Genomic DNA, 19,247 nt, shown 5'->3' on the forward strand with positions numbered 1-19,247 from the left:
GTTTGCTCGACCATTTCATCCACCGGAGAAAAGTCCACATACACCTTCAGGATGCTTTTATTTCTCCATACGTCGCCATGCGCGGCAAGTTGCCACAGCATATTCTCCATTTTCGAGTGACGGCCATCACATATTTCGACTCCTCGTTGCCATAAACATGGCACGTCTGAGAGCGCAGACGTCAGAAAGCAATCGATCGGGGGAAAAATGATGCCGATTTTTGGAACTTCAGAAGCCGATCTTCTCGAAGGCACATCAGGCGACGATCATCTTGTTGGGCTTGAAGGAAACGACACGCTGATCGGTGGAGATGGCGACGATTTTCTATCAGGAAATGAAGGAGATGATCTTATTTATATCGATGCGCAAGATCAATATTTCTTCGGCGACGAAGGCTACGACACGCTGGTTGTGCTTGGAAGTGAAGGTGTCACGGCGAACATCGGTTTGGCGGGATTTGAACGTGCCTTTGGCAGCGCTGGAAACGATGCCCTGACTGGCATCCATGTGTGGACGAATGTCGAGATCAACGGCCGCGGGGGCAATGACACGCTCGGCGGCGGACACGGAAACGATACGCTGCGTGGAGGAGAGGGCGACGATTGGCTTCAGGGCAACGACGGCGACGATTCGCTTTCGGGTGGGAGCGGCACCGACACCCTGGAGGGTGAGGACGGTGACGACACGCTTTCTGGTGGAGGCGGCGACGACCTTCTTCTGGGTGGCAGCGGCGACGACCGTCTTTTCGGTGGCAATGGGAACGACACCCTCCAGGGCGGCAGCGGCAACGATACATTCATCGGCGGACTTGGCGCTGACGTTTTGCAGGGAGACGACGGCGACGATATTTTCTACGTCGATGGCAACGAGGATTCGGTTAATGGCGGCAATGGCTTCGACACTGTCGTCTTCCGCGGGGACGTCTCCATGCACGTCGACCTCAACCTATGGGAAATCGAACGTGTCTTTGGCGGTGGCGGCGATGACGTCTTCGACGCCCGCAATGCCTTCGGCGTGACCGAGATCGACGGGGGGGCCGGAAACGACTGGCTGATCGGGGGATTCGGCGATGCAACGCTGCGTGGCGGGGCCGGAAACGACACCATTGAGGGTGGCTTTGGCGCCAATCTGCTTCTTGGTGGAGTCGGGAACGACTTGCTGATCGGAAGCTTCCTCGATGAAACGTTGCGCGGCGGGGCCGGAAACGACACGCTCCAAGGCAGCCGTGGAGCGGATCTGCTTGTTGGTGGCGCTGGCATCGACACGGTGGATTACAGCGATTCAATCTTCGGCGGCGTCACTGTCGATCTTGCCACCGGGATCGGAAGTGGCAGCAACGCCGAGGGTGATCGGCTGAGCGGCATCGAGAATGTCATCGGGTCCAGCGACAGCGACATTCTGATCGGAAACGCCGCGGCCAACAGGCTGGAAGGCGGCGGTGGCTATGACACTCTTTACGGTGGAGACGGTGACGACACGCTCATCGGGGGCGGTGGCCATACCCTCATGGTCGGCGGCGACGGTGCCGACACCTTCCGATTGGGTTTTTACGAGTGGGGAACGTACTCGCTCGATGACTTCGAAAGCGGAGTGGATCGCATCGAACTGGAAGGTTGGACCTTCGGTCTTCCGGACGGAGCGCTCGACCCGGGCGTCTTCGCGTTGGACATGACGACCGACGCGGATGACCGCATCATCTTCGACTCGATGCGCTCCTCTCTGTTCTACGACGCCGATGGCAACGGCTCCGGCGCGGCGGTCATGATCGCCTCCTTCAACAACGGAACGTCTCTGTCCGCCTTGGACATCGTGGTCGTGCCCTTCGGATCGTAGCGCCTTTCGATAAGGGAAGCCGGTGAGCCGTCCATCCGACGCCTCACCGGCTTCATTCACCCTCCGTTCAGCAAGCGGTTTGGCGCGGCGTGCGCTCGACCTCCAGGCCGAAGTACGGGCGTAGCGCGGTGCCCAGGTAGTTGCCGGCCAGCGCCGCGACGATCCACACCCAGCCGTGCAGGCTGCCCGACGCGATCCCGCTGAAATAGGCGCCGATGTTGCAGCCGTAGGCGAGGCGCGAGCCGTAGCCGAGCAGAAGCCCGCCGACCACCGCCGCCACCAGCGACCGCAGCGGCAGTTTCCACACTGGGGCGAACTTGCCGGCCAGACCGGCGGCGAGCAGCGCGCCCAGGATGATGCCGAAATCCATCACCGAGGTGACGTCGGCCAGCACGCTCTCCTGCAACGCCCTGGCCTGGGCCGGCGCCTGCCAGAAGGGCCAGGAGGCGACGTCCACGCCCAGCACGGCCAGCCCCTTGCTGCCCCACAGCGCGAAGGCCGAGGTGATGCCCCACGGACGCCCGGCCAGCGCCAGCGTCGCGAAGTTCAGAACGGCCAGAGCCACCGCTCCCCAGACCAGCGGCCAGGGACCGCGCAGGAAGCGCCGCAGCCCCTCGGTCCTGGCCGGGGCGCCCTCGATCAGGCGGCCGTGGCGCCGCTTTTCCAGCGCGAGGGTACCGGCATAAACGGCGGCGAAGAGGACGAGGTTGACCGCCAGCGCCACCGGCCAGCCCCAGGCGGCGACGACCGACACCGGGGCGGCGGTCCATTGCGCCTGCCACCAGGGCAGGTGATAGGCGCCCAGCACCGAGCCGACGATGAAGAAGGCCAGCGTCACGACCATGCGCGTGCTGCCGCCGCCCACCGTGAACAGCGTGCCCGAGGCGCAGCCGCCGCCGAGCTGCATGCCGATGCCGAACAGGAAGGCCCCGGCCACCACCGACAGGCCGACCGGCGACACCAGCCCCTTCACCGGCGTGCCGAACAGCGTCCCCGCCGCCAGCACCGGGAAGAACAGCGCGCAGGCCACGGCGAGCATGACCATCTGCGCCCGCAGCCCCGTCCCGCGCCGGTCCGCGATGAAGACGCGGAAGGCGGAGGTGAAGCCGAACAGCGCGTGGTAGAGCACGAGGCCCATGGCGCCGCCCACCAGATAGAGCGCCGCCTGCCGCCCCGACACGGCGTCGCCGATCCACAGGCCGCCGCCCACCAGGGCAAGCAGCGCCACGGCGACCACCCGCCAGTCGATGCCCGGCAGCAGCGTGGCCGAACCCGCCGCCCGGCCCAGAGTCGTGTCCGTCATCCCGACACTCCAAAACAACAAAAATGATTCGTTGATAAAGGCGATTGCCTGATTGGTTTCAGTAAATAATGGGACGCTTTCCACAGGGAAGGCCGTTCTGCGCATTCCTGTCCTGCGCTGGATGACCCGTCAGCCCTCGGGGAACAGGCGACGGGCCAGCTGGCCGAGCGTCAGGCTCTGCGCGATGATGGTGAAGGCAACCACGGCGTAGCAGGCGACCAGCAGCAGGTCGCGGTGCGGGTTGTCGGGCAGCGACAGGACCAGCGCCACGGCGATGCCGCCGCGCACCCCGCCCCAGGTCAGGACGGCGGTCGCTGCCACCTTGCGCTGGCTGCGCAGATGGACGGCGACCACGGGCAGCACGCTCGCCAGCCGGGCCACCAGCGCCAACATGGGCGCCAGGAACCCCGCGGCCATCACCGGCGCCTGCCAGGACAGCACGACCGCGGCCTCCAGCCCGACCAGCATGAACAGGATGGCGTTCAGGATCGCGTCCACCATCGACCAGAAAGCCTTCATGATGAAGCCCGTCCGCTCCGACGAGACGTGGTGCTTGGCAGTGTTTCCGATCAGCAGCCCCGCCACCACGACCGCGATCGGGCCGGACAGGCCGAGCCGCTGGGCGAGGCTGTAGGTCGCCGCCGCCAGAGCCAGCGAGATCGACAGCTCCACCGCCGGGTCGTCCGCCCGACTCTTCGCCCAGAAGGCGAGCGAGCCGGTCACCAGCCCGAGCAGGACGCCGCCGCCCGCCTCCTTCACGATGTCCCAGGCAACGCCCATTACCGTCAGGTCGGTGTCGGTCCCGGTGGCGAGCCCGAGCAGGAGGGTGAACAGCACGACCCCCATGCCGTCGTTGAACAGGCTCTCCCCCGCGATGGCGGTGCGCAGCCCTTCCGGCAACGGCGCCTTGCGCAGCACGGCCAGCACCGCCACCGGATCGGTCGGCGCCAGCGCCGCCCCCAGCACCAGACACCAGATCAGCGGCACCGGCTGGCCCATGGCGTCGAAGACCAGCCACATGCCGGAGCCCATGACGGCGGTCGAGATCACGACACCCAGCGTCGCCAGCAGCGCCACCGCCCAGCGCCGCCGCCACAGCGTACCGCTGTCCTGCTCGACTGCCCCGGCGAACAGCAGGAAGGCCAGCACCCCCTCCAGCAGCGCTTCGGGCAGGTGGGCGCTGGTCACCAGACGCTCCTCCCAGACGCGGATGTCGATGGCCGGGACTAGCGTCCCCGCCACCGCCGTCGCGAAGGCGAAGCCGAAGGCCAGCAGGAACACCCCCGCCGTCGCCGGCAGGCCGAGCAAGCCGCGGCTGGCAAAGCTGAACAGCGCCGCCAGGGTCAGGAGGATGGACAGCAACTCGAAGGTGCCCATGGACATCCGTCGGCAAAGGGACAAGCCATGCCAACAGCGTGCCCGCCGCGTTCCTCTCGCGCTCAGTCCTCCGGAGCGTCCAGCCCCTCCAGGATCGCCGGGGCGAAGGCGGCCCGCCAGCCCTCCCGGTGCCGGATGTCGCCGAAGGCGGGCAGCACCCGCTCCGGCCCCGTGGCGGCCACCAGCGCCGTCAGCTGGCGCAGCGTCGGGTGAACGTTCCAGCGCCGATAGTGCGCCCGGCCGGCATCGACCAAGGTCCGCGACGGCGTGCCCGCGGCGAGGTAGCCGGTAAAGACGATGTCCGGTCCGCTTGTCTCCAGCCCGCCCGCCCCGCCCCAGCGCTCCACCAGCTCGGCGGCGGTGCCGCTGGTGGCGTTGGGACCGGCGGCGAAGGTCACGTCGCGCGGGTCGCCCGGTTGTTTGGCGCGGTCGAGCAGCCGGCGCAGCCGTTCCTCCGCGCCGGGCCGCAGGGCGGTGTCGGCCTCCGCCAGCAGATGGGCGATGGCGGCGCGGTGGGCGTCGTCGATGGCCGGGACGACGCCATGGTCCATCGCCCACAGGGCCATCTCCGGCCCGCGCCCGTCCGCCGCCACCGGGAACAGAGCGCCGCCCGCGTGGAGGAAGGGCTCCAGCGCGGCCAGCCGCTCCGCTTGCGGGGTGTCGTCCAGCCCGTAGGAGGCGTCGAGGATCACCCGCCGCGCCGGCGGCGGCGGGTCGAAGGGGAACAGGGCCGACTCGTCGGAATGGTCGCCCATGTAGAGAATCCCGCCATCCTCCGTACCCAGGTGGATCCACACCCCGCCCGGCGCGTGGCCGGACCGCCCGGTGGTCACCGGAACGCCCTGGATCTCCACCGTTCCGCGCACCGGCAGCGGCAGGGCCGCGACGGTCGGCGGCAGGAGGCGGGCGGCCAGCGGCGTGGCGTACACCGGCGGGCTGCCGACCCGGTGGCGCAGGCCCAGGGCGCCGGCGTGGTCGCCGTGGGTGTGGGTGACCAGGATGGCGTCCACCCGCCCTGCGCCGCTCAACGGCGGCAGGCGCCCGGCGTCCGGCCCCTCGCCGAAGTCGAGCAGCAGCCGCGCCCCACCGATCATCGCCAGGAAGCAGGCCGGCCCCTTGTTCCCCAGCCCCGACAGGGCGCGCAGCCGGACCTTCTGCCCACGCCCCGCCACAGCCCCCGTCATCGCAGCGTCACTTGACATCACGCCCCCGTTCCGCACTGTGCCTATCCCTCGCCGCCTTCCTGAATAGCGCGACTTCCGGTGCCATGACCACTCAGACGCCTGCTCTCCTGATCGACGACGCCTCCCGCCACTATGCCGGGACGCCCGCTCCCGCGGTGGACGGCGTGACCATCGACGTGGCGGCGGGGGAATTCCTCGCCCTGCTCGGCCCGTCGGGCTGCGGGAAAAGCACGCTGCTGCGCATGGTCGCCGGGTTCGAGCGGCTGGACGGCGGGCGCATCACGGTCGGCGGCCGCACCCTGTCCGGCCCCGGCACCCACGTCCCGCCGGAAGAGCGGCGGATCGGCCTCGTCTTCCAGTCCTACGCGCTGTGGCCGCACATGACGGTGGCCGGCAACGTCGCCTACCCGCTGGAGACCGCCCGCGTTCCCCGTGCGGAGCGGGAGCGGCGGGTGCGTGCCGCGCTCGACACGGTGGGGCTGTCGGGCTTCGACGCCCGCCATCCCGCCGAACTGTCCGGCGGCCAGCGCCAGCGCGTGGCGCTGGCCCGCTGCCTCGTGATGAGCCCGGAGCTGGTGCTGCTGGACGAGCCGCTCGCCAACCTCGACGTGCATCTGCGCGCGGCGATGGAGGAGGAGTTCGCCGACTTCCACGCCAAGACCGGCGCCACCATGGTCTACGTCACCCACGATCAGGCCGAGGCCATGGCGCTGGCGACGCGCATCGCGGTGCTCGACCACGGGCGGCTGGCCCAGGTGGCGGCGCCCCGCACGCTCTATCGGGAACCGGCAACGCGCATGGTCGCCGGCTTCGTCGGCCAGGGCGCGGTGGTGGACGGCGTGGTGACGGGTCCGGTCGCGGCCGGCCGCGCGCGGGTGCGCCTGTTCGGAGCGGAGGCGCTGGTCCGTTGCCGCCCCGGCCAGCCGGAAGGGCCGGCGCTGGTCTGCCTGCGGCCCGAGGATCTGGAGCCGGCGGCGGACGGTCCCATCGCCGCGACCGTGGTGCGCGCCGCCTACAAGGGCGGATTCGTCCTGGTGGAGGCCGAACCGCAGGCCGCACCGGGCGTGCGCCTGCTCCTGCGGGTGTCCGGCGACGCGCAGGTCGCGCCGGGCGAAGCGCTGCGCCTCGCGGTGCGCGACGGGTGGGTGGTGCCGGAGGGGGGATGAGGGAGTTCGGGAGTCGGGCCCCCACCCAACCCTCCCCCGCTCTCGCAGGGGAGGGCCTTATCTCCTCCCCCTGCGAAGCGGGGGGAGGTCGGGAGGGGGGCCCGTCTCAGGAACGCCTCACCCCCGCCAGGGAATGATTCCCGCCGGCAACCGCCGGCCCAGCCAGCCGACCGCCAGCAGCACCGCCACGACCACGGCAATCGTCACCACGCTCAGCGCGGCGGCCAGCGTCGGGCTGCCGCCCTCCTCCAACGCGTAGACGACGACGCCCAGCGTCTCCCGCCCCTGCGACCACAGCAGGATCGACACGGTCAGCTCGTTGAAGGCGGTCAGGAACACCAACACCCCGCCCGCCGCCGCCGCGGGCGCCACCAGCGGCGCCACAATGGTGCGCAGACGGCGCAGCGGCCCGGCGCCGCAGGCGCGCGCCGCCTCCTCCATCGCCGGGTCCAGCGCGGCGCAGGCGGCCTGGGCCGGGCGCAGGGCCAGCGACAGGAAGCGCGCCAAGTAGGCCGCCAGGATGATCCCCAGCGTGCCGTAGAGGCTGACGCTCAGCAGCGGCAACGGCTTCAGGAAGACCAGGATGCAGCCGATGGCCAGCACCACGCCGGGCACCGCGTGCGGCAGCTCGATCAGCACGCCGACGGCGCGGACCAGCCGCCCGCCCTTTCCCGGCCCGGCCATCGCGTGGGCCAGCGGGATCGCCAGCAGGACCAGCAGCAGCGCCGCCGCTCCCGACAGGACGAAGGAATTGGTGAAGGCCCGCCCCACCTGATCCAGCCCCAGCACCGTCGCGTAATGCGCCAGCGTCGCCGTCTCCGGACCCAGCGGCAGGCCGTAGACGCGGATCAGGCTGGTCGAGGCCAGCGCCGCCAGCGGCGCCGCCAGGATCAGCGCCACCACGGCCCAGCAGAGGATTTCCAGCGGGCGGCGCGCCCGGCCCAGCCGCAGCACCGCCGCGGGCGCCGAACCCCCGATCACCCGCGCGTCCACCCGCGCCTGGAGCACCATCTGCGCGGCGATGCCGACGCAGGCGATGGCGCCGATCAGCACGGCCAGCACCGCGACCTCCGGCAGGACGGACGGGCCGAACCCCGCCAGCCGCCGGTAGATCAACGTCGGCAGCACCGGAATCCCCGCCGGGATGCCGAGCAGCGCCGGAACCCCGAAATTGCCCAGCGCCGCGACGAAGGACAGGGCCAGCCCGGCGGCCAGCCCCGGCAGGCTGAGCGGCAGGACGATGGTGCGCAGCACCCGCCCGCGGCGGGCGCCCGCCGCCTGCGCCGCCTCGACCAGATCGCGCGGCACGGCGCGCAGGGCGGCGCGCAGGGCCAGGAAGACCAGCGGCGCGTGCTCGATCCCCATCACCAGGATCATCCCGGCGGAGGAATAGACCGGGTTCGGCGTGCCCGGCGCCGGGGCGAGGCCCAGCGGCTTCAGCAACGGGCTGCCCGAGCCGGCGAGGTGAATCCACGACAGGGCCACGATCTGCGCCGGGATCATCAGCGGCAGGATCAGGCAGAAGGCCAGCGCCGTCTTGCCCCTGAGGTCGGTCAGGCCGCAGAGCAGCGCGAAGGGCACGCCGAGCGCCGCCGCCACGACCGTCGCCCCCGCCGCGATGGCGACGCTGTTCCCGGTGGCGCGCCACGTCATCTTGGAGGTCAGCACGCGGGTCAGCGCCGTCAGGTCGCCTGTCGCCATCGGCCCGGCGACCTCCCACACCAGCCGCAGGATCGGCAGCAGGACGATCAGTCCGGCCAGCGTGAACAGCAGCGGCGCCCCGGAAACGGAAAAACGACCGGCGGTGTGGAAAGGCCGCCGGTCGCTGAAAGTGGCTAGACTCATTTTCAATCGCCGGAAGGGCTCAGCCGCCGAACAGGTCGGCGAAGTCCTTCTTGTTGGCCTCGTCGTCCTTCAGGGCCTTGGCCGGGTCATAGGGCATCAGCGAGATGAAGGAGGTGTCCGGGAAGCCGGCCGGCGGAGCGACCCCTGGCAGCGCCGGCAGGAAGCCCTGGCGGGAGGCCAGCTCCTGCCCCTCCTTGCTCAGCAGGAAGGCGATGAAGGCCTTGGCGGCGTCGGGATTCTTGCTGGTGTTCAGGATGGCGACCGGCTCGGTCACCGCGCTGACACCCTCCTTGGGAAAGACGAAGGCGACGGGGGCGCCCTTGGCCTGCTCGCGGATCGGCAAGTAATCGACGATGACGCCGTACAGCTTTTCGCCGCTGGCCACCGACTTCAGGATGCCGCCGTTGCCCTTGGCCGCGGTGGTGCCGTTGGCCTGGAGCTTCTCGTAGAAGGCCATGCCGAGGTCCGGCTGCTCCTTCACGGCGGCCATGTGGATGGCGGCGGCGCCGGAATAGAGGGGGCTGGGCATCACGGTGGTGCCCTTGGCCTCCGGCTTCAGGAGGTCGAGCCAGGAGGAGGGCTTCATCGGCGCTGCCGTGTTGTAGGCGATGCCGGTGGTGATCAGCTTGGTGGCGAACCAGGTGCCGTCCGGATCGTGGGTCCCGGGGCGGTAGCCCTGGACCGGCGCGTCCGTGTAGGCCAGCAAGCGCTTCTCCGCCTTCAGCGACTCCATGGTCACCGCGTCGGCGATCAGCAGCAGATCGGCCTGCGGACTGCCCGCGGCGATCTCGGCGCGGAGCTTGTTCATCAGCTCAGTCGTGCCGCTGCGGACCCACTCGACCTCGACGCTGGGGTTCTTGGCCTTGAAGGCGTCCACCGTCTGCTTCGCGTCGGCTTCGAGTTGCGAGGTGTAGAGGACCAGCTTCCCGGCCGGCTTGCCGGTGGTGGTCTGGGCGGCGGCATGGGCGGGCAAGGCCAGCAGAAGCACGCCGGCGGCGATGGTCGTTCCGATGGCGGCGAACGCCGCGGCGAGGTGTGTGCGCTTGGCCTTCATGTCTCCCGTTTCCCTCTCTGGTCGTCTCCGCCGGTCCGGAGCCTCCTCTGGAGTGCCCCGGTATGCGAACGAAGGCCCTTGTTTACGCCAGAACCATGACAGCTGCGTGACGGCGGCCGTTCCGGACGGTCGTCAGCGTCATACCCGATTGGGGCGGCACAGGGAAAGGGGACGGCCCGCGCAAGGGGGCTCGGCGGCCGCGGTTTCCTCGTTGCAGAGGCCCAGCGCGTTGCGGGTGGCCTCCAGCCGGTCGGCGGAGCGCGCCACGGCGTTGGCGCTCCTGCGCAGGCGGTGCAGGCTGCGGACCATGCTGTCCACCGCCGCACCGCGGAGCTGGGCGGCGCGGGCGGCGGGAGCGTTCTTGTCGTCGGGCACGGCGTGCAGGCGCGGCGGCTTCGTCACCAGCAGGGTGGAAACCTCCAGCCGCATGGCGTTGTCGCGAACCGCGTGGACGCGGTGGACCAACTCGGCCAGAGAGATGTCGCGGCACAGGCCACGGCACCACAGGGAGCCGGTTTCCGACCGCATGCAGAATCCGCAACCCGTTTCCTCGTTCCACAATCGCTTGGCTGTGTGTACCGGCATGCTCCACCCCGTTGCTCCGACTCCAGCAAAGCGCCGGAGGGGGTCATGAAGCAAAGCGTCTTTGGCGATACCGCTCTGTGGGGAGGCCGCAACGCCCCCTTCGAACGGAGTCGCGCGAAGGGCTTGGAAGACAAGCCGTTCGGCAGCACCCTTAGGCAGGCCCCTTAGGACGACAGCCCAAGCGACAGGAGCGCGGACCGTGACCAGCGAAACCCCCGACCGGCCCATCCTTCAAATCGAATATTGCCGCCAGTGCCGCTGGATGCTGCGCGCCGCCTGGATGGCGCAGGAGCTTCTGACCACCTTCGAGGAGGAGTTGGGCGGCGTCACTCTGATGCCCGGCACCGGAGGCATCTTCGAGGTGCGGCACGGCGAGGCTGTGGTCTGGTCGCGCAAGGAGGAGGGCCGCTTCCCCGACATCACCGAACTGAAGCAGCGGGTGCGCGACCACATCGCCCCGGACAAGCCCCTCGGCCACGCCGACCGCAAGCGGCCGGCGGGGTCATGAGGTCAAACGTCTATTAGCGGACGGACTTCACGTCGGTGACGGCCACCGTCTGCTTGGGCGGCGCGGAACCGAAGCCCTGCTCCAGCAGGTCGGCGACCTCGCGGTCGCGGGAAGCGGCGGTGGTGCCGCCCAGCACGACGGCGACCAGACGCTGGCCGTTGCGGCTGGCGCTGCCGGCGAGGTTGAAGCCGCTGAGGTTGATGAAGCCCGTCTTGATGCCGTCGTAGCCTTCGACGCGGCCGAGCAGCCGGTTGTGGCCGGGCACCACCGTGCCGTTCCAGTCGAAGCGCGTGCGCGAGAAATAGGCGTATTCCCGCGCCGGGCGGGACACGATGGCGCGCGACAGGCGGGCCATGTCGCGGGCGGTGGTGCGCTGCTCCTTGTGCGGCAGGCCGGAGGCGTTGCGGAAGGTGGTGCTGGCCATGCCCAGCGCCTGCGCCTTCTCGGTCATCATCTCGGCGAACTGCTCCTCGCTGCCGCCCATCGCTTCGGCGAGCACGACGGCGACGTCGTTGGCCGACTTCACGGTCAGGGCGAGGATCGCGTCCTCCACCCGGATGGTCGAGCCGACGGCGAGGTTCAGGCGCGACGGCTTCTGGTTGGTGGCGTGGCGCGACACCGGCAGTTCCTGGTCCAGCCGCAGCGTGCCCCGCTCCAGCGCCTCGAAGGTCAGGAGCAGGGTCATCATCTTGGTCAGCGACGCCGGGTAGGTCAGCGTGTCGGCGTTTTCCGAATCGAGGACCCGGCCCGACTGCGCGTCCATCAGCACATAGGCGTGGACCGGGCGGAAGACGGCGGCGCCCGCCACGGTGCCGGCGGCGGCCCCGGCGGCGACCCGGCCCGCGCGGCGCGCCTTGCCCGTGCGATGGACGGCGGCCTTACGGACAGCAGCCTTCTGGGTGGCCGATTTGTGGACGGCGGCCTTGTGCACGGTCCGGACGGCGGCGGGCTTCGCCGCCGTCTTGGACGCTGCGGCCTTCTGGGGCGCAGCCTTGGCGGCCGTTTTGGCGGTGGGCTTGGGCGCTTGCTTGTGCACCGTCTCCTGGGCGGCCTTGGCGAGGGCGTCCACAGGGTTGACGGCGACGGGCGTGGCGACAGCCAGGGACAGAAGCAGCGGCAGAACGAAACCGTACGGCGAACGCGGCATGATGGCGACCGGATGGAGAGATGGTCGCCTCCTGTACCCTGAAAGCGGTTAACAAAAAATGTGTCGAATCTCTGGCGCCTTGTGTGATTTTGCGGTTCCGGCGTGAGCGTCGCTATTTACCAATCGATCACCCACGGCTCCACCGTTGCCTGTGTCGCAGCGGCAACTCTGCTGTGCACATTGTGGCACAGAAGCATCATTCGGCGCGATGTCACTTGTGCCGCGCCGCCGCGGGCGTCAGATGTCTTATGCCGAAAGGGCGCTGGTTCCCGCGTGTCGTCCGTGCGACCTCACGCATGGACAGAGCCTTTCGTTAGCCGTCTGTTCATCGCCGCGTGGGATGCTTCGATTATGCTGACGACCATTCGCACCTGCGCCCGGCCCGCCCTCGGAGCGAGGGTCGCCGCGTGCCTCCTCGCCGGGCTGCTCGCCCTGCCCGCGCAGGCCGCGCCGTCCACCGCTTCGGGCACCTCCACGGGCCGGGATGTCGTGGGAACCTGGATCGCGCGGATCGACCAGCGCGCCGCCGAACTGGAGGCCATGCCCCGCGTGCAGCAAACGCGCGTGGGCTATGGTTCCGTCCTGAAGAAGGGCGACGGCGGCATGGTCGACGTGGTGGCCCCCGGCCCCGTGCGCCCGTCCGACGTGCCGGAGGGCACCGCCCCGGCCGCCGGGACGGCGCCGACGGTCGTCGTGACTCCGCCCGCCGAACCGATCCCGCAGGCCGATCCGTCGGCGACGCCCGGCAACGCGCTCAGCGGAACGGCGACGCCCGGCACGGTGGTGGAGGTGCTGCCCCCGCCCCCGGCCCTGACCATCCAGGTGCGGGCGCGCGCCGCCGACCGCGTCGGCCGCCTCTCCACCCGGCTGATCGAACTGGGCTTCCTGAACCAGGAGCAGTGGACGGAGACCTTCGACGACAACCTTGAGGTGGCGGTCCGCGCCTTCCAGCTGTCCGAAGGGCTGATGCAGGACGGCAAGGTCGGCGAGGTCACACGCCAGGCGCTCGACCGCACGCCCAAGGAGGCCGCCAAGCTGATGCGCGGCGCCACCGCGTCGATGCGCGCCCTCCAGGCGTCGGTTCCGGACACGGTGATCCTGGTCAACCTGCCCAGCCAGACCGTGTCCTACATCGAGCGCGGCAAGCTGAACTTCACCATGCGCGCCGTGGTCGGCCGCCCGTCGCGCCAGACCCCGCTGCTCCAGGACCGCGTCACCAGCGTGACGATCAACCCCACCTGGACCGTGCCGCCGACCGTTCTGGTCGAGGACAAGCTGCCGGTGCTGCGCAAGAAGGGCAACACCGGCATCAAGGACGCCGTCGTCTATCTGGACGGGGTCGAGGTGGTGCCGGAGAGCATCAACTGGTGGCAGGTGACGCCGGAGCGCATCCGCATCGTCCAGAAGCCCGGCGACGACAACGCCCTCGGCCGCTTCCGCTTCAACCTGACCAACGGCGACGGCATCTTCCTGCACGGCACCAACGACCCGCGGCTGTTCGAGCGCGACCTGCGCGCCGCCAGCTCCGGCTGCGTGCGGCTGGCCGACGCGCGGATGGTCGCGGAAACCCTGCTGCGCCCCGCCAAGCTCGACTCCGCGGCGATCGAGCGACAGCTCGACAGCGGCAAGACCAAGACGGTCTCCCTGCCCAACGCCGTCCCGGTCCGCTTCGTCTACTGGACCTCCACGGTGGAGACGGACGGCACCGTGCGGGTGCATCCGGGCATCTACGACGACGTGCCGACCAGCTCGTCCGCTCCGTCGGCCAGCCAGGCCCCCGCCGCCGCGGGAACCGTCTCGGCCCCGCGCCGGGTGGAACCGAAGCCCGTCCGCCCGACCCCGGCCGCCGCTCCGCAGCCGGCCCCGGCGCCCGCCCAGTCCTCCTCCACGGCCACCCCGGCCCGCGCCGCCGACACGCGCAACGGGGCCGAGGCCGTCCGCACGGCGATGTGACGCCGTCGCGCAGGGTTCAGGCTTTGCAGAACGTGGAAAAGGCGCCGTCTCGACGGCGCCTTTTTCGTACCCATCTTTCCTTATGGCGGCGCCCCGTCCCGCGCCGCGGCGGAGGTGCGTCATGATCCCCTTCCCGGCTTCGGCGCGGCTGTGCGCCCTGCTCCTGCCCGTCCTTCTGATGACTCCGGCTCCGGTGTTCGCCGGCGGTTGGCATGGAGGGAATTTCTTCGGCTTCAGCATTTCGCTGCCGCTGGCCTTCGGCTTTCCGCCCCCCGTCTATGTTCCGCCGCCCCCCGTGATTTATCCGCCCGTGGTCTATGCGCCGGTTCCCCAGCCCGTTCCGGCGGCACCGCTCGCCACCCGGACCTCCCCCACCTATCTCGGCCCCGGCGGTCGCTATTGCCGCGATTTTCAGATGCCGGGAGTCGTCGGCGGACGCCCCGCGACGCTCGTCGGGACCGCCTGCCTGGACCCGGATGGCCAATGGCGGGTGATCGGTTGAGGACGGGAGCGGAGAGCAGGCAACTCTATCCGCAATATCGGGATATCCCCAGAAGCTGTGGGTAACTCTGTGAGCGAATCCAGGGGCAACCTGTGAGCACGACCGTGAATCCACGACCTTGACCGAATTGCCTAAATTTAAGGCACCGTTGAACGGGCGAAATTGCCCGGCTTTTGTGGGTTTTAACGGTTCCAAACAAGCTTTAAGAAACAAAAAAGCAACATTTGCAGAGTCAAGGACGCCGTTCAGGTGAATGTGCATAACTCGGACTAACCCGGACCATTGGCCCCACCCACCGTTTCGACGTGAACGCCGGGGAAGTGCCGGGATTCACAGGCACAGGCGGGCCAGAAGATCGGCCAGCCGGCTTCGTTCGTCCGCCGTCAGGCGCCCGGTCAGTTCGGCTTCCGCCTGCGCGATGGCCGGCCCGGCCGCCTCCACCACCCGACGCCCGCTGTCGGCCAACCGGACGAGGTTGCGGCGGCGGTCCAGGCTGTCGGGACTGCGCAGCAGGTAGCCGCGGTCGATCAGCCGCACCACCACCCCCTGCATGGTGGCGGGGTCCATCGCAATGCTGCGCCCCAGGTCGATCTGCGACATCGGCCCGTGCTGGTGCAGCGCCGCCAGCGCCGCCCATTGCGGCGCCGTCAGATTGAAACCGGTCAGAGCCTCGCTCAACATTGCGGTGGCGCGCTGGTGAACGCGCCGGATGCGGCTGTGAATGGCCTCGGCGGGGACGGTGCAAAGGGCGACGTCGCAACCCTCCCTGCCGTCGGCACCATCGTTGCCGGCCATTTCGGTCGGGAAAACCATGAACGCGACGGCCTCGTGTCTATGAACGACACTTTGGCCTTTAACACCGATCTGTGTCGGTTGTGTTTCAGGAGCGGCTTACGACGTTACCGTTCTGAAATACGCCGAAAGTCCAGGTTCATTCCGCCGCCAGACGGATCGGCAACGCGGAGCCGTCGCGCGCCTCCCGCCGCTCCAGATCAATGAGTTCGACCATCCGGCGCTCCACGGCGACCAGATACTCGCGGGTTTCCAACCCGCGGCATTCCCGGCTGTGCCGGCGCAGCAAGGTGATGGCCTGATAGGAGGGGTTGCGGTTCCACGGCATGCTCGGCTCGCGCGGACGGACGGTGGCGGGGCTCCGATTACAATTGAGAAATATTACGGGAATGCGAGCGGCGCCATGAAAATTCTTCGTTGCGGACGGGACCCTGGATTGCTCGGAACGGTTACGTCCACCTCCGCCGCGACGCACCGCACGCACGCCTGTCTGCCGGAGCGGATGGCTTTGGGAGAGGCGGTTCGCATGGGCACGACCGGAGCGTTGATGGTGATGGCGGCTCTCGCCCTCCTGGTGGCCGTGGTGAGCTATGATCCGACGCCCTTGCGCGTCGTCGTCACCGCCCTGTGCTGCGCTCTGGCCGGCTTCCTCCTGGGGCGTCGCTGAGGAATATCCCGCCGCCGAAGCAAAATAGAGTTATCCGGGCCGTTAATCGTTGCATCTCCGCCCCCATGTGGCATGAACGCCCTGTGGTGTTTGAAGAACATCCACCGCCGACGGCCCTGTTCCGACGGCCACCCGCGACGATTCGGCCCACACCGATGCGGGAACGGCTGTCCTCCTTCATCAGATTTCCTTGGCAATGCCCCATTACCTGCGTCTGTTTCTCTTGATCGTGGCCGCCGTGGTGCCGCTCGCGGCGCTCCAGTTCATGACGCAGCACAGCCTGTGGCAGGATCGGGAGAACGAGGTGCGCAACGACACCCTGCGCCTTCTCGACCTGCTGGACGCCGAGCAGCAGCGCATCGCCGCGGAGGCGCGGCAGGTGCTGGCGACCATCGTCGAATCCGGCGTGCCGCAGGCGGGACCGCCGGGTTGCCAGCAGACCATGGACCGGCTGCGCGCCCGCTATCCCGCCTATCTGTCGGTGGAGGTCGCCGACCGGCAGGGCCGGGTGTGGTGCGCGACTGACCCGGTCTCGCTGGGCGTCGATCTCGGTGGCATCCGCACCTTCCAGAACGCGCTGGCCACCGGCGCCCTGACGGTGGGCGAGTACGGGCTGCGCGATCCCAACCAACGCCCCATCCTGCCCTTCCGCCTGGCTTACCCGTCGCCGGACGGCATGCCGGGCGGCCCCTTGGACGGCCCCCTGGGCGGCGTGGTGACGGTGCTTCTCGACGCCCGCTGGCTGGAGGAGAACCTGGGCGACCGCCCCCTGCCGCCGGGCATGGAGATGGTGATCGCCGACCGCCAGGGCCATGCGGTGGCGCGCTTGCCGGAGGCACCCGAGGCCATCGGGCAGCCCCTGCCCACCCCCATGCTCCAGGCCATGCATGCGGCGCGGGGGACACGGTCGGTCGCCGTCTTCGAGACCGGCGGGGTGGAGCGGATGGTGGTCTCCGCCCCCCTGGACACCGGCACCGGCGAATCGATGATCGCCATCGGGATCGACCGCGACGCGGCGATGCGCCCGGTCCGGGACGCCATGGCCTTTTCGCTGGCGCTGTTCGGCGGGGTGCTCCTGCTCACCTGCCTGGGCGCGGCCTGGGGGATGCGCCAGTTCCTGCGCGTGCGCGAGCGGATGCTGGAAACGGTGGTCGAAAAGGCATCGGTCCTGGAGAGCACGACGGACGCCGTGGCCGAACTCGACCGGTCCTGGCGTGTCGTCTTTGTGAATGAGCGGGCGCGGACCCTCCTGCCCGATTCCGGAGACGCCGTGGGCCGGAACGGGCGTCAGGCCTTTGCGGAGCTGATGGCCGGCGAATCCGGGCGGACTCTGCAGAAGGCCATGGAGCACCGCGAAGCGGTCGAGTTCGAGACGCAGGGACCGCGCAGCGGCATCTGGTTCGCCGTGCGCGCCTTCCCCTCGCGCAAGGGCCTGGCCCTCTATTTCCGGGACGCCACGGAGCGCCGGCGCCTGGAGGACGAGCGCACGCTCCTGACCCGGCAGCTGGAGGAGGAGCGCAGCCTGCTGACGGCCATTCTGGACCATCTGCCCTCGGGGCTGCTGGTGGCGGAGGCGCCGAGCGGACGGATCGTCAAGGTCAACGACACGGCGCTCAGCCTGCTCGGCGGCCCGCTGCCTCCCGCCGCCGGCTGCGGCTGCGACGGCACGCGGGCCTGCAACGGCGGCGCCTGCTTCGGCGAGGGGCGCTGCCCCCTGTCCCGCGCCCTGCGGATGGGCGAGACGGTGGAGCAGGAGGACATGCCCTACACCCGGCCCGACGGCACCGCCATGACCCTGTCGGTCAGCGCCACGCCGGTCCGCGGCGCCGATGGTCGAACGACCCTGGCGATCTGCACCTTGCGCGACGTCGGGGAGCGCAAGGCGATGGAGTTGGCGCTCCAGCGCGCCAAGGAGGAGGCCGACGAGGCCAACCGCGCCAAATCGAAGTTCCTCGCCGCGGCCAGCCACGATCTGCGCCAGCCGATGCAGTCCATGTTCCTGTTCACGGGCATCCTGCACCGCTTCATTCGCGACGAGCAGGGGCAGCGCAGCCTGGAAATGCTCGAGCGCGGCCTGGACACGCTGAAGGGCCTGCTCGACAGCCTGCTGGACGTGTCGCGGCTGGACGCCGGGGCGGTCGATCCGCGCGTCGAGCCCTTCCCGCTGAACAGCCTGCTGGACGAGATCGCCGCATCCTACGCACCGATCCTGGAGAGCAAGAAGCTGGCCTTCCGCATTGTGCAGGACCGTGCGGCCATGGTGCTCAGCGACCGCGTGCTGCTGGGCCGCATGGTGCGCAACCTGCTTGAGAACGCCGTCAAGTACACCGAGCGCGGGGCGGTGCAGATCGCCGTCCAGGTGCAGGGCGGCCAGGTGCGGATCGAGGTCAGCGACACCGGGATCGGCATCCCGCCTGACCAGCTGACCCGGATCTTCGCGGAGTTCCACCAGCTCAACAACCCGGAACGCGACCGGGCGCGCGGCCTCGGCCTCGGCCTCGCCATCGTGCAGCGGCTGTCGGGGATTCTCGATCATCCCGTGGAGGTGAAATCCCAGCCGGACCGCGGCTCCGTCTTCGCCATCACCGTGCCGCTGGCCGCGGCGGAGACGGTGCCGGCCCCGTCGCCGATCACCGCCTCCGCCTTCACCGGGGGCGGCGAGGCCCCGCGCGCCCTGCTGGTGGACGACGACGCCATCGTCCTGCTGGGGCTGCGCGACATGTTCCGCGAATGGGGCTACGAGGTGCAAATCGCCGGCTCCACCGACGAGGCGGTGGCGAAGATCGAGGCGGACGGGCGCATGCCCGACGTGATGCTGGTCGATTACCGTCTGCGCGAGGAGCGCGTGGGGACGGAAGCGGTGGTGCGCGTCCGCGCTATGGCCGGATGGGACGTGCCCGCGGTGATCCTGACCGGAGAGGCCGGCCCGGAATGCGAGACGGACGCCGCCGCGCACGGGCTGGAGGTGGTCCGCAAGCCGGTGACGCCGCGCCAGCTCCGGCGCGTTCTGGACCGCGCCATGGCGAAACAGGCGAAGACGGCGGATGCCGCGGCCGGGGCGGAGGGCGAGCGTCTCACCCTGTGACGGGCCCCTAACGGATTTGGGCTCCCGGACAAGAAAGCGGCCCGCCGTCCGGGTGAACGGCGGGCCCTTGAGGTGCAAAACAGGGAGGCACACGCCCTTGGGGCAAACTGAAGATAGCGACGGCGCCCGCTCCGCGCGAAAGGGGGAAAGTCGTAGCGTCGGGCGTGTCCGGAGTGCACCGAAGGGAGCGGACGTCCTCCCCCCGAAAAAATGACCGCCTCGAACGATTTCGCTTGAGCGTCGGCG

General features: G+C 69.5%; 16 protein-coding genes. 7 read left to right on the plus strand and 9 right to left on the minus strand.

Annotation, left to right across the window (positions count from 1 at the left end; translation table 11 throughout):
* Positions 1-207 precede the first annotated feature (207 nt).
* Positions 208-1,833 carry a calcium-binding protein gene (locus ACWPN7_RS07155; protein WP_459197171.1) on the plus strand — a complete coding sequence of 542 codons (1,626 nt, stop codon included), beginning with the start codon at positions 208-210 and terminating at the stop codon, positions 1,831-1,833.
* A 67-nt stretch (positions 1,834-1,900) separates the two neighbouring features.
* Here the strand turns inward: ACWPN7_RS07155 and ACWPN7_RS07160 are convergent, their stop codons facing one another.
* The 3 genes from ACWPN7_RS07160 to ACWPN7_RS07170 all read right to left on the minus strand — a co-directional run bounded on the left by ACWPN7_RS07160 (position 1,901) and on the right by ACWPN7_RS07170 (position 5,715).
* The gene (locus tag ACWPN7_RS07160) at positions 1,901-3,136 is read right to left on the minus strand and encodes a YeeE/YedE family protein (RefSeq protein ID WP_459197170.1); all 1,236 of its coding nucleotides are present in this window, start codon (positions 3,134-3,136) and stop codon (positions 1,901-1,903) included.
* A gap of 129 nt (positions 3,137-3,265) precedes the next feature.
* Positions 3,266-4,513 carry a cation:proton antiporter gene (locus tag ACWPN7_RS07165; RefSeq protein WP_459197169.1) on the minus strand — a complete coding sequence of 416 codons (1,248 nt, stop codon included), beginning with the start codon at positions 4,511-4,513 and terminating at the stop codon, positions 3,266-3,268.
* Positions 4,514-4,575: 62 nt separating this feature from the next.
* Positions 4,576-5,715 (minus strand): MBL fold metallo-hydrolase, encoded by a 1,140-nt coding sequence (locus ACWPN7_RS07170; protein WP_459197168.1) that lies wholly within the window; start codon positions 5,713-5,715, stop codon positions 4,576-4,578.
* A gap of 65 nt (positions 5,716-5,780) precedes the next feature.
* Between ACWPN7_RS07170 and ACWPN7_RS07175 the strand changes: the two genes are divergently transcribed.
* Positions 5,781-6,863, plus strand: coding sequence for an ABC transporter ATP-binding protein (locus tag ACWPN7_RS07175; protein ID WP_459197167.1), 1,083 nt, complete (start codon positions 5,781-5,783; stop codon positions 6,861-6,863).
* Positions 6,864-6,980: 117 nt separating this feature from the next.
* On the opposite strand, the gene ACWPN7_RS07180 is transcribed toward ACWPN7_RS07175, so the two are convergent.
* The 3 genes from ACWPN7_RS07180 to ACWPN7_RS07190 form a co-directional block, all read right to left on the minus strand.
* Positions 6,981-8,708, minus strand: a complete 1,728-nt coding sequence (locus tag ACWPN7_RS07180; RefSeq protein ID WP_459197166.1) for an ABC transporter permease — start codon at positions 8,706-8,708, stop codon at positions 6,981-6,983.
* Positions 8,709-8,727: 19 nt separating this feature from the next.
* Positions 8,728-9,762, minus strand: a complete 1,035-nt coding sequence (locus ACWPN7_RS07185; protein ID WP_459197165.1) for an ABC transporter substrate-binding protein — start codon at positions 9,760-9,762, stop codon at positions 8,728-8,730.
* A gap of 138 nt (positions 9,763-9,900) precedes the next feature.
* Positions 9,901-10,290, minus strand: a complete 390-nt coding sequence (locus ACWPN7_RS07190; RefSeq protein WP_040134941.1) for a hypothetical protein — start codon at positions 10,288-10,290, stop codon at positions 9,901-9,903.
* A gap of 256 nt (positions 10,291-10,546) precedes the next feature.
* Between ACWPN7_RS07190 and ACWPN7_RS07195 the strand changes: the two genes are divergently transcribed.
* The gene (locus tag ACWPN7_RS07195) at positions 10,547-10,855 is read left to right on the plus strand and encodes an Rdx family protein (protein WP_103039649.1); all 309 of its coding nucleotides are present in this window, start codon (positions 10,547-10,549) and stop codon (positions 10,853-10,855) included.
* Between the two features lie 13 nt (positions 10,856-10,868).
* Here the strand turns inward: ACWPN7_RS07195 and ACWPN7_RS07200 are convergent, their stop codons facing one another.
* Positions 10,869-12,002: a D-alanyl-D-alanine carboxypeptidase family protein gene (locus ACWPN7_RS07200; protein ID WP_103039650.1), complete on the minus strand. Its 1,134-nt coding sequence runs from the start codon at positions 12,000-12,002 to the stop codon at positions 10,869-10,871.
* 351 nt (positions 12,003-12,353) lie between these two features.
* Here ACWPN7_RS07200 and ACWPN7_RS07205 point away from each other — a divergent pair, with 351 nt between their 5' ends.
* Positions 12,354-13,955 (plus strand): L,D-transpeptidase family protein, encoded by a 1,602-nt coding sequence (locus ACWPN7_RS07205; RefSeq protein WP_459197164.1) that lies wholly within the window; start codon positions 12,354-12,356, stop codon positions 13,953-13,955.
* Between the two features lie 121 nt (positions 13,956-14,076).
* On the plus strand, positions 14,077-14,457 hold the full coding sequence (locus ACWPN7_RS07210) for a hypothetical protein (protein WP_456530313.1): 381 nt from the start codon (positions 14,077-14,079) through the stop codon (positions 14,455-14,457).
* A gap of 330 nt (positions 14,458-14,787) precedes the next feature.
* On the opposite strand, the gene ACWPN7_RS07215 is transcribed toward ACWPN7_RS07210, so the two are convergent.
* Positions 14,788-15,270: a MarR family winged helix-turn-helix transcriptional regulator gene (locus ACWPN7_RS07215; protein WP_051658353.1), complete on the minus strand. Its 483-nt coding sequence runs from the start codon at positions 15,268-15,270 to the stop codon at positions 14,788-14,790.
* A gap of 118 nt (positions 15,271-15,388) precedes the next feature.
* Entirely contained in the window at positions 15,389-15,577 is a 189-nt protein-coding gene (locus ACWPN7_RS07220) for a hypothetical protein (RefSeq protein ID WP_040134945.1), read from the minus strand.
* 198 nt (positions 15,578-15,775) lie between these two features.
* On the opposite strand from ACWPN7_RS07220, the gene ACWPN7_RS07225 reads away from it, so the two are divergent.
* A complete protein-coding gene (locus tag ACWPN7_RS07225; RefSeq protein ID WP_160174849.1) occupies positions 15,776-15,916 on the plus strand; it encodes a hypothetical protein in 141 nt (46 codons plus the stop codon).
* Positions 15,917-16,112: 196 nt separating this feature from the next.
* The gene (locus ACWPN7_RS07230) at positions 16,113-19,001 is read left to right on the plus strand and encodes a hybrid sensor histidine kinase/response regulator (RefSeq protein ID WP_456511399.1); all 2,889 of its coding nucleotides are present in this window, start codon (positions 16,113-16,115) and stop codon (positions 18,999-19,001) included.
* Positions 19,002-19,247: the final 246 nt, after the last annotated feature.

It is taken from the genome of Azospirillum sp. UENF 312511, from assembly GCF_058780635.1.

Coding starts and splice junctions, on each gene's coding strand:
- ACWPN7_RS07155 (WP_459197171.1), top strand. CDS start 208: ATGATGCCGATTTTTGGAACTTCAGAAGCCGATCTTCTCGAAGGCACA.
- ACWPN7_RS07160 (WP_459197170.1), bottom strand. CDS start 3,136: ATGACGGACACGACTCTGGGCCGGGCGGCGGGTTCGGCCACGCTGCTG.
- ACWPN7_RS07165 (WP_459197169.1), bottom strand. CDS start 4,513: ATGGGCACCTTCGAGTTGCTGTCCATCCTCCTGACCCTGGCGGCGCTG.
- ACWPN7_RS07170 (WP_459197168.1), bottom strand. CDS start 5,715: ATGTCAAGTGACGCTGCGATGACGGGGGCTGTGGCGGGGCGTGGGCAG.
- ACWPN7_RS07175 (WP_459197167.1), top strand. CDS start 5,781: ATGACCACTCAGACGCCTGCTCTCCTGATCGACGACGCCTCCCGCCAC.
- ACWPN7_RS07180 (WP_459197166.1), bottom strand. CDS start 8,708: ATGAGTCTAGCCACTTTCAGCGACCGGCGGCCTTTCCACACCGCCGGT.
- ACWPN7_RS07185 (WP_459197165.1), bottom strand. CDS start 9,762: ATGAAGGCCAAGCGCACACACCTCGCCGCGGCGTTCGCCGCCATCGGA.
- ACWPN7_RS07190 (WP_040134941.1), bottom strand. CDS start 10,290: ATGCGGTCGGAAACCGGCTCCCTGTGGTGCCGTGGCCTGTGCCGCGAC.
- ACWPN7_RS07200 (WP_103039650.1), bottom strand. CDS start 12,002: ATGCCGCGTTCGCCGTACGGTTTCGTTCTGCCGCTGCTTCTGTCCCTG.
- ACWPN7_RS07205 (WP_459197164.1), top strand. CDS start 12,354: ATGCTGACGACCATTCGCACCTGCGCCCGGCCCGCCCTCGGAGCGAGG.
- ACWPN7_RS07210 (WP_456530313.1), top strand. CDS start 14,077: ATGATCCCCTTCCCGGCTTCGGCGCGGCTGTGCGCCCTGCTCCTGCCC.
- ACWPN7_RS07215 (WP_051658353.1), bottom strand. CDS start 15,270: ATGGTTTTCCCGACCGAAATGGCCGGCAACGATGGTGCCGACGGCAGG.
- ACWPN7_RS07220 (WP_040134945.1), bottom strand. CDS start 15,577: ATGCCGTGGAACCGCAACCCCTCCTATCAGGCCATCACCTTGCTGCGC.
- ACWPN7_RS07225 (WP_160174849.1), top strand. CDS start 15,776: ATGGGCACGACCGGAGCGTTGATGGTGATGGCGGCTCTCGCCCTCCTG.
- ACWPN7_RS07230 (WP_456511399.1), top strand. CDS start 16,113: ATGCCCCATTACCTGCGTCTGTTTCTCTTGATCGTGGCCGCCGTGGTG.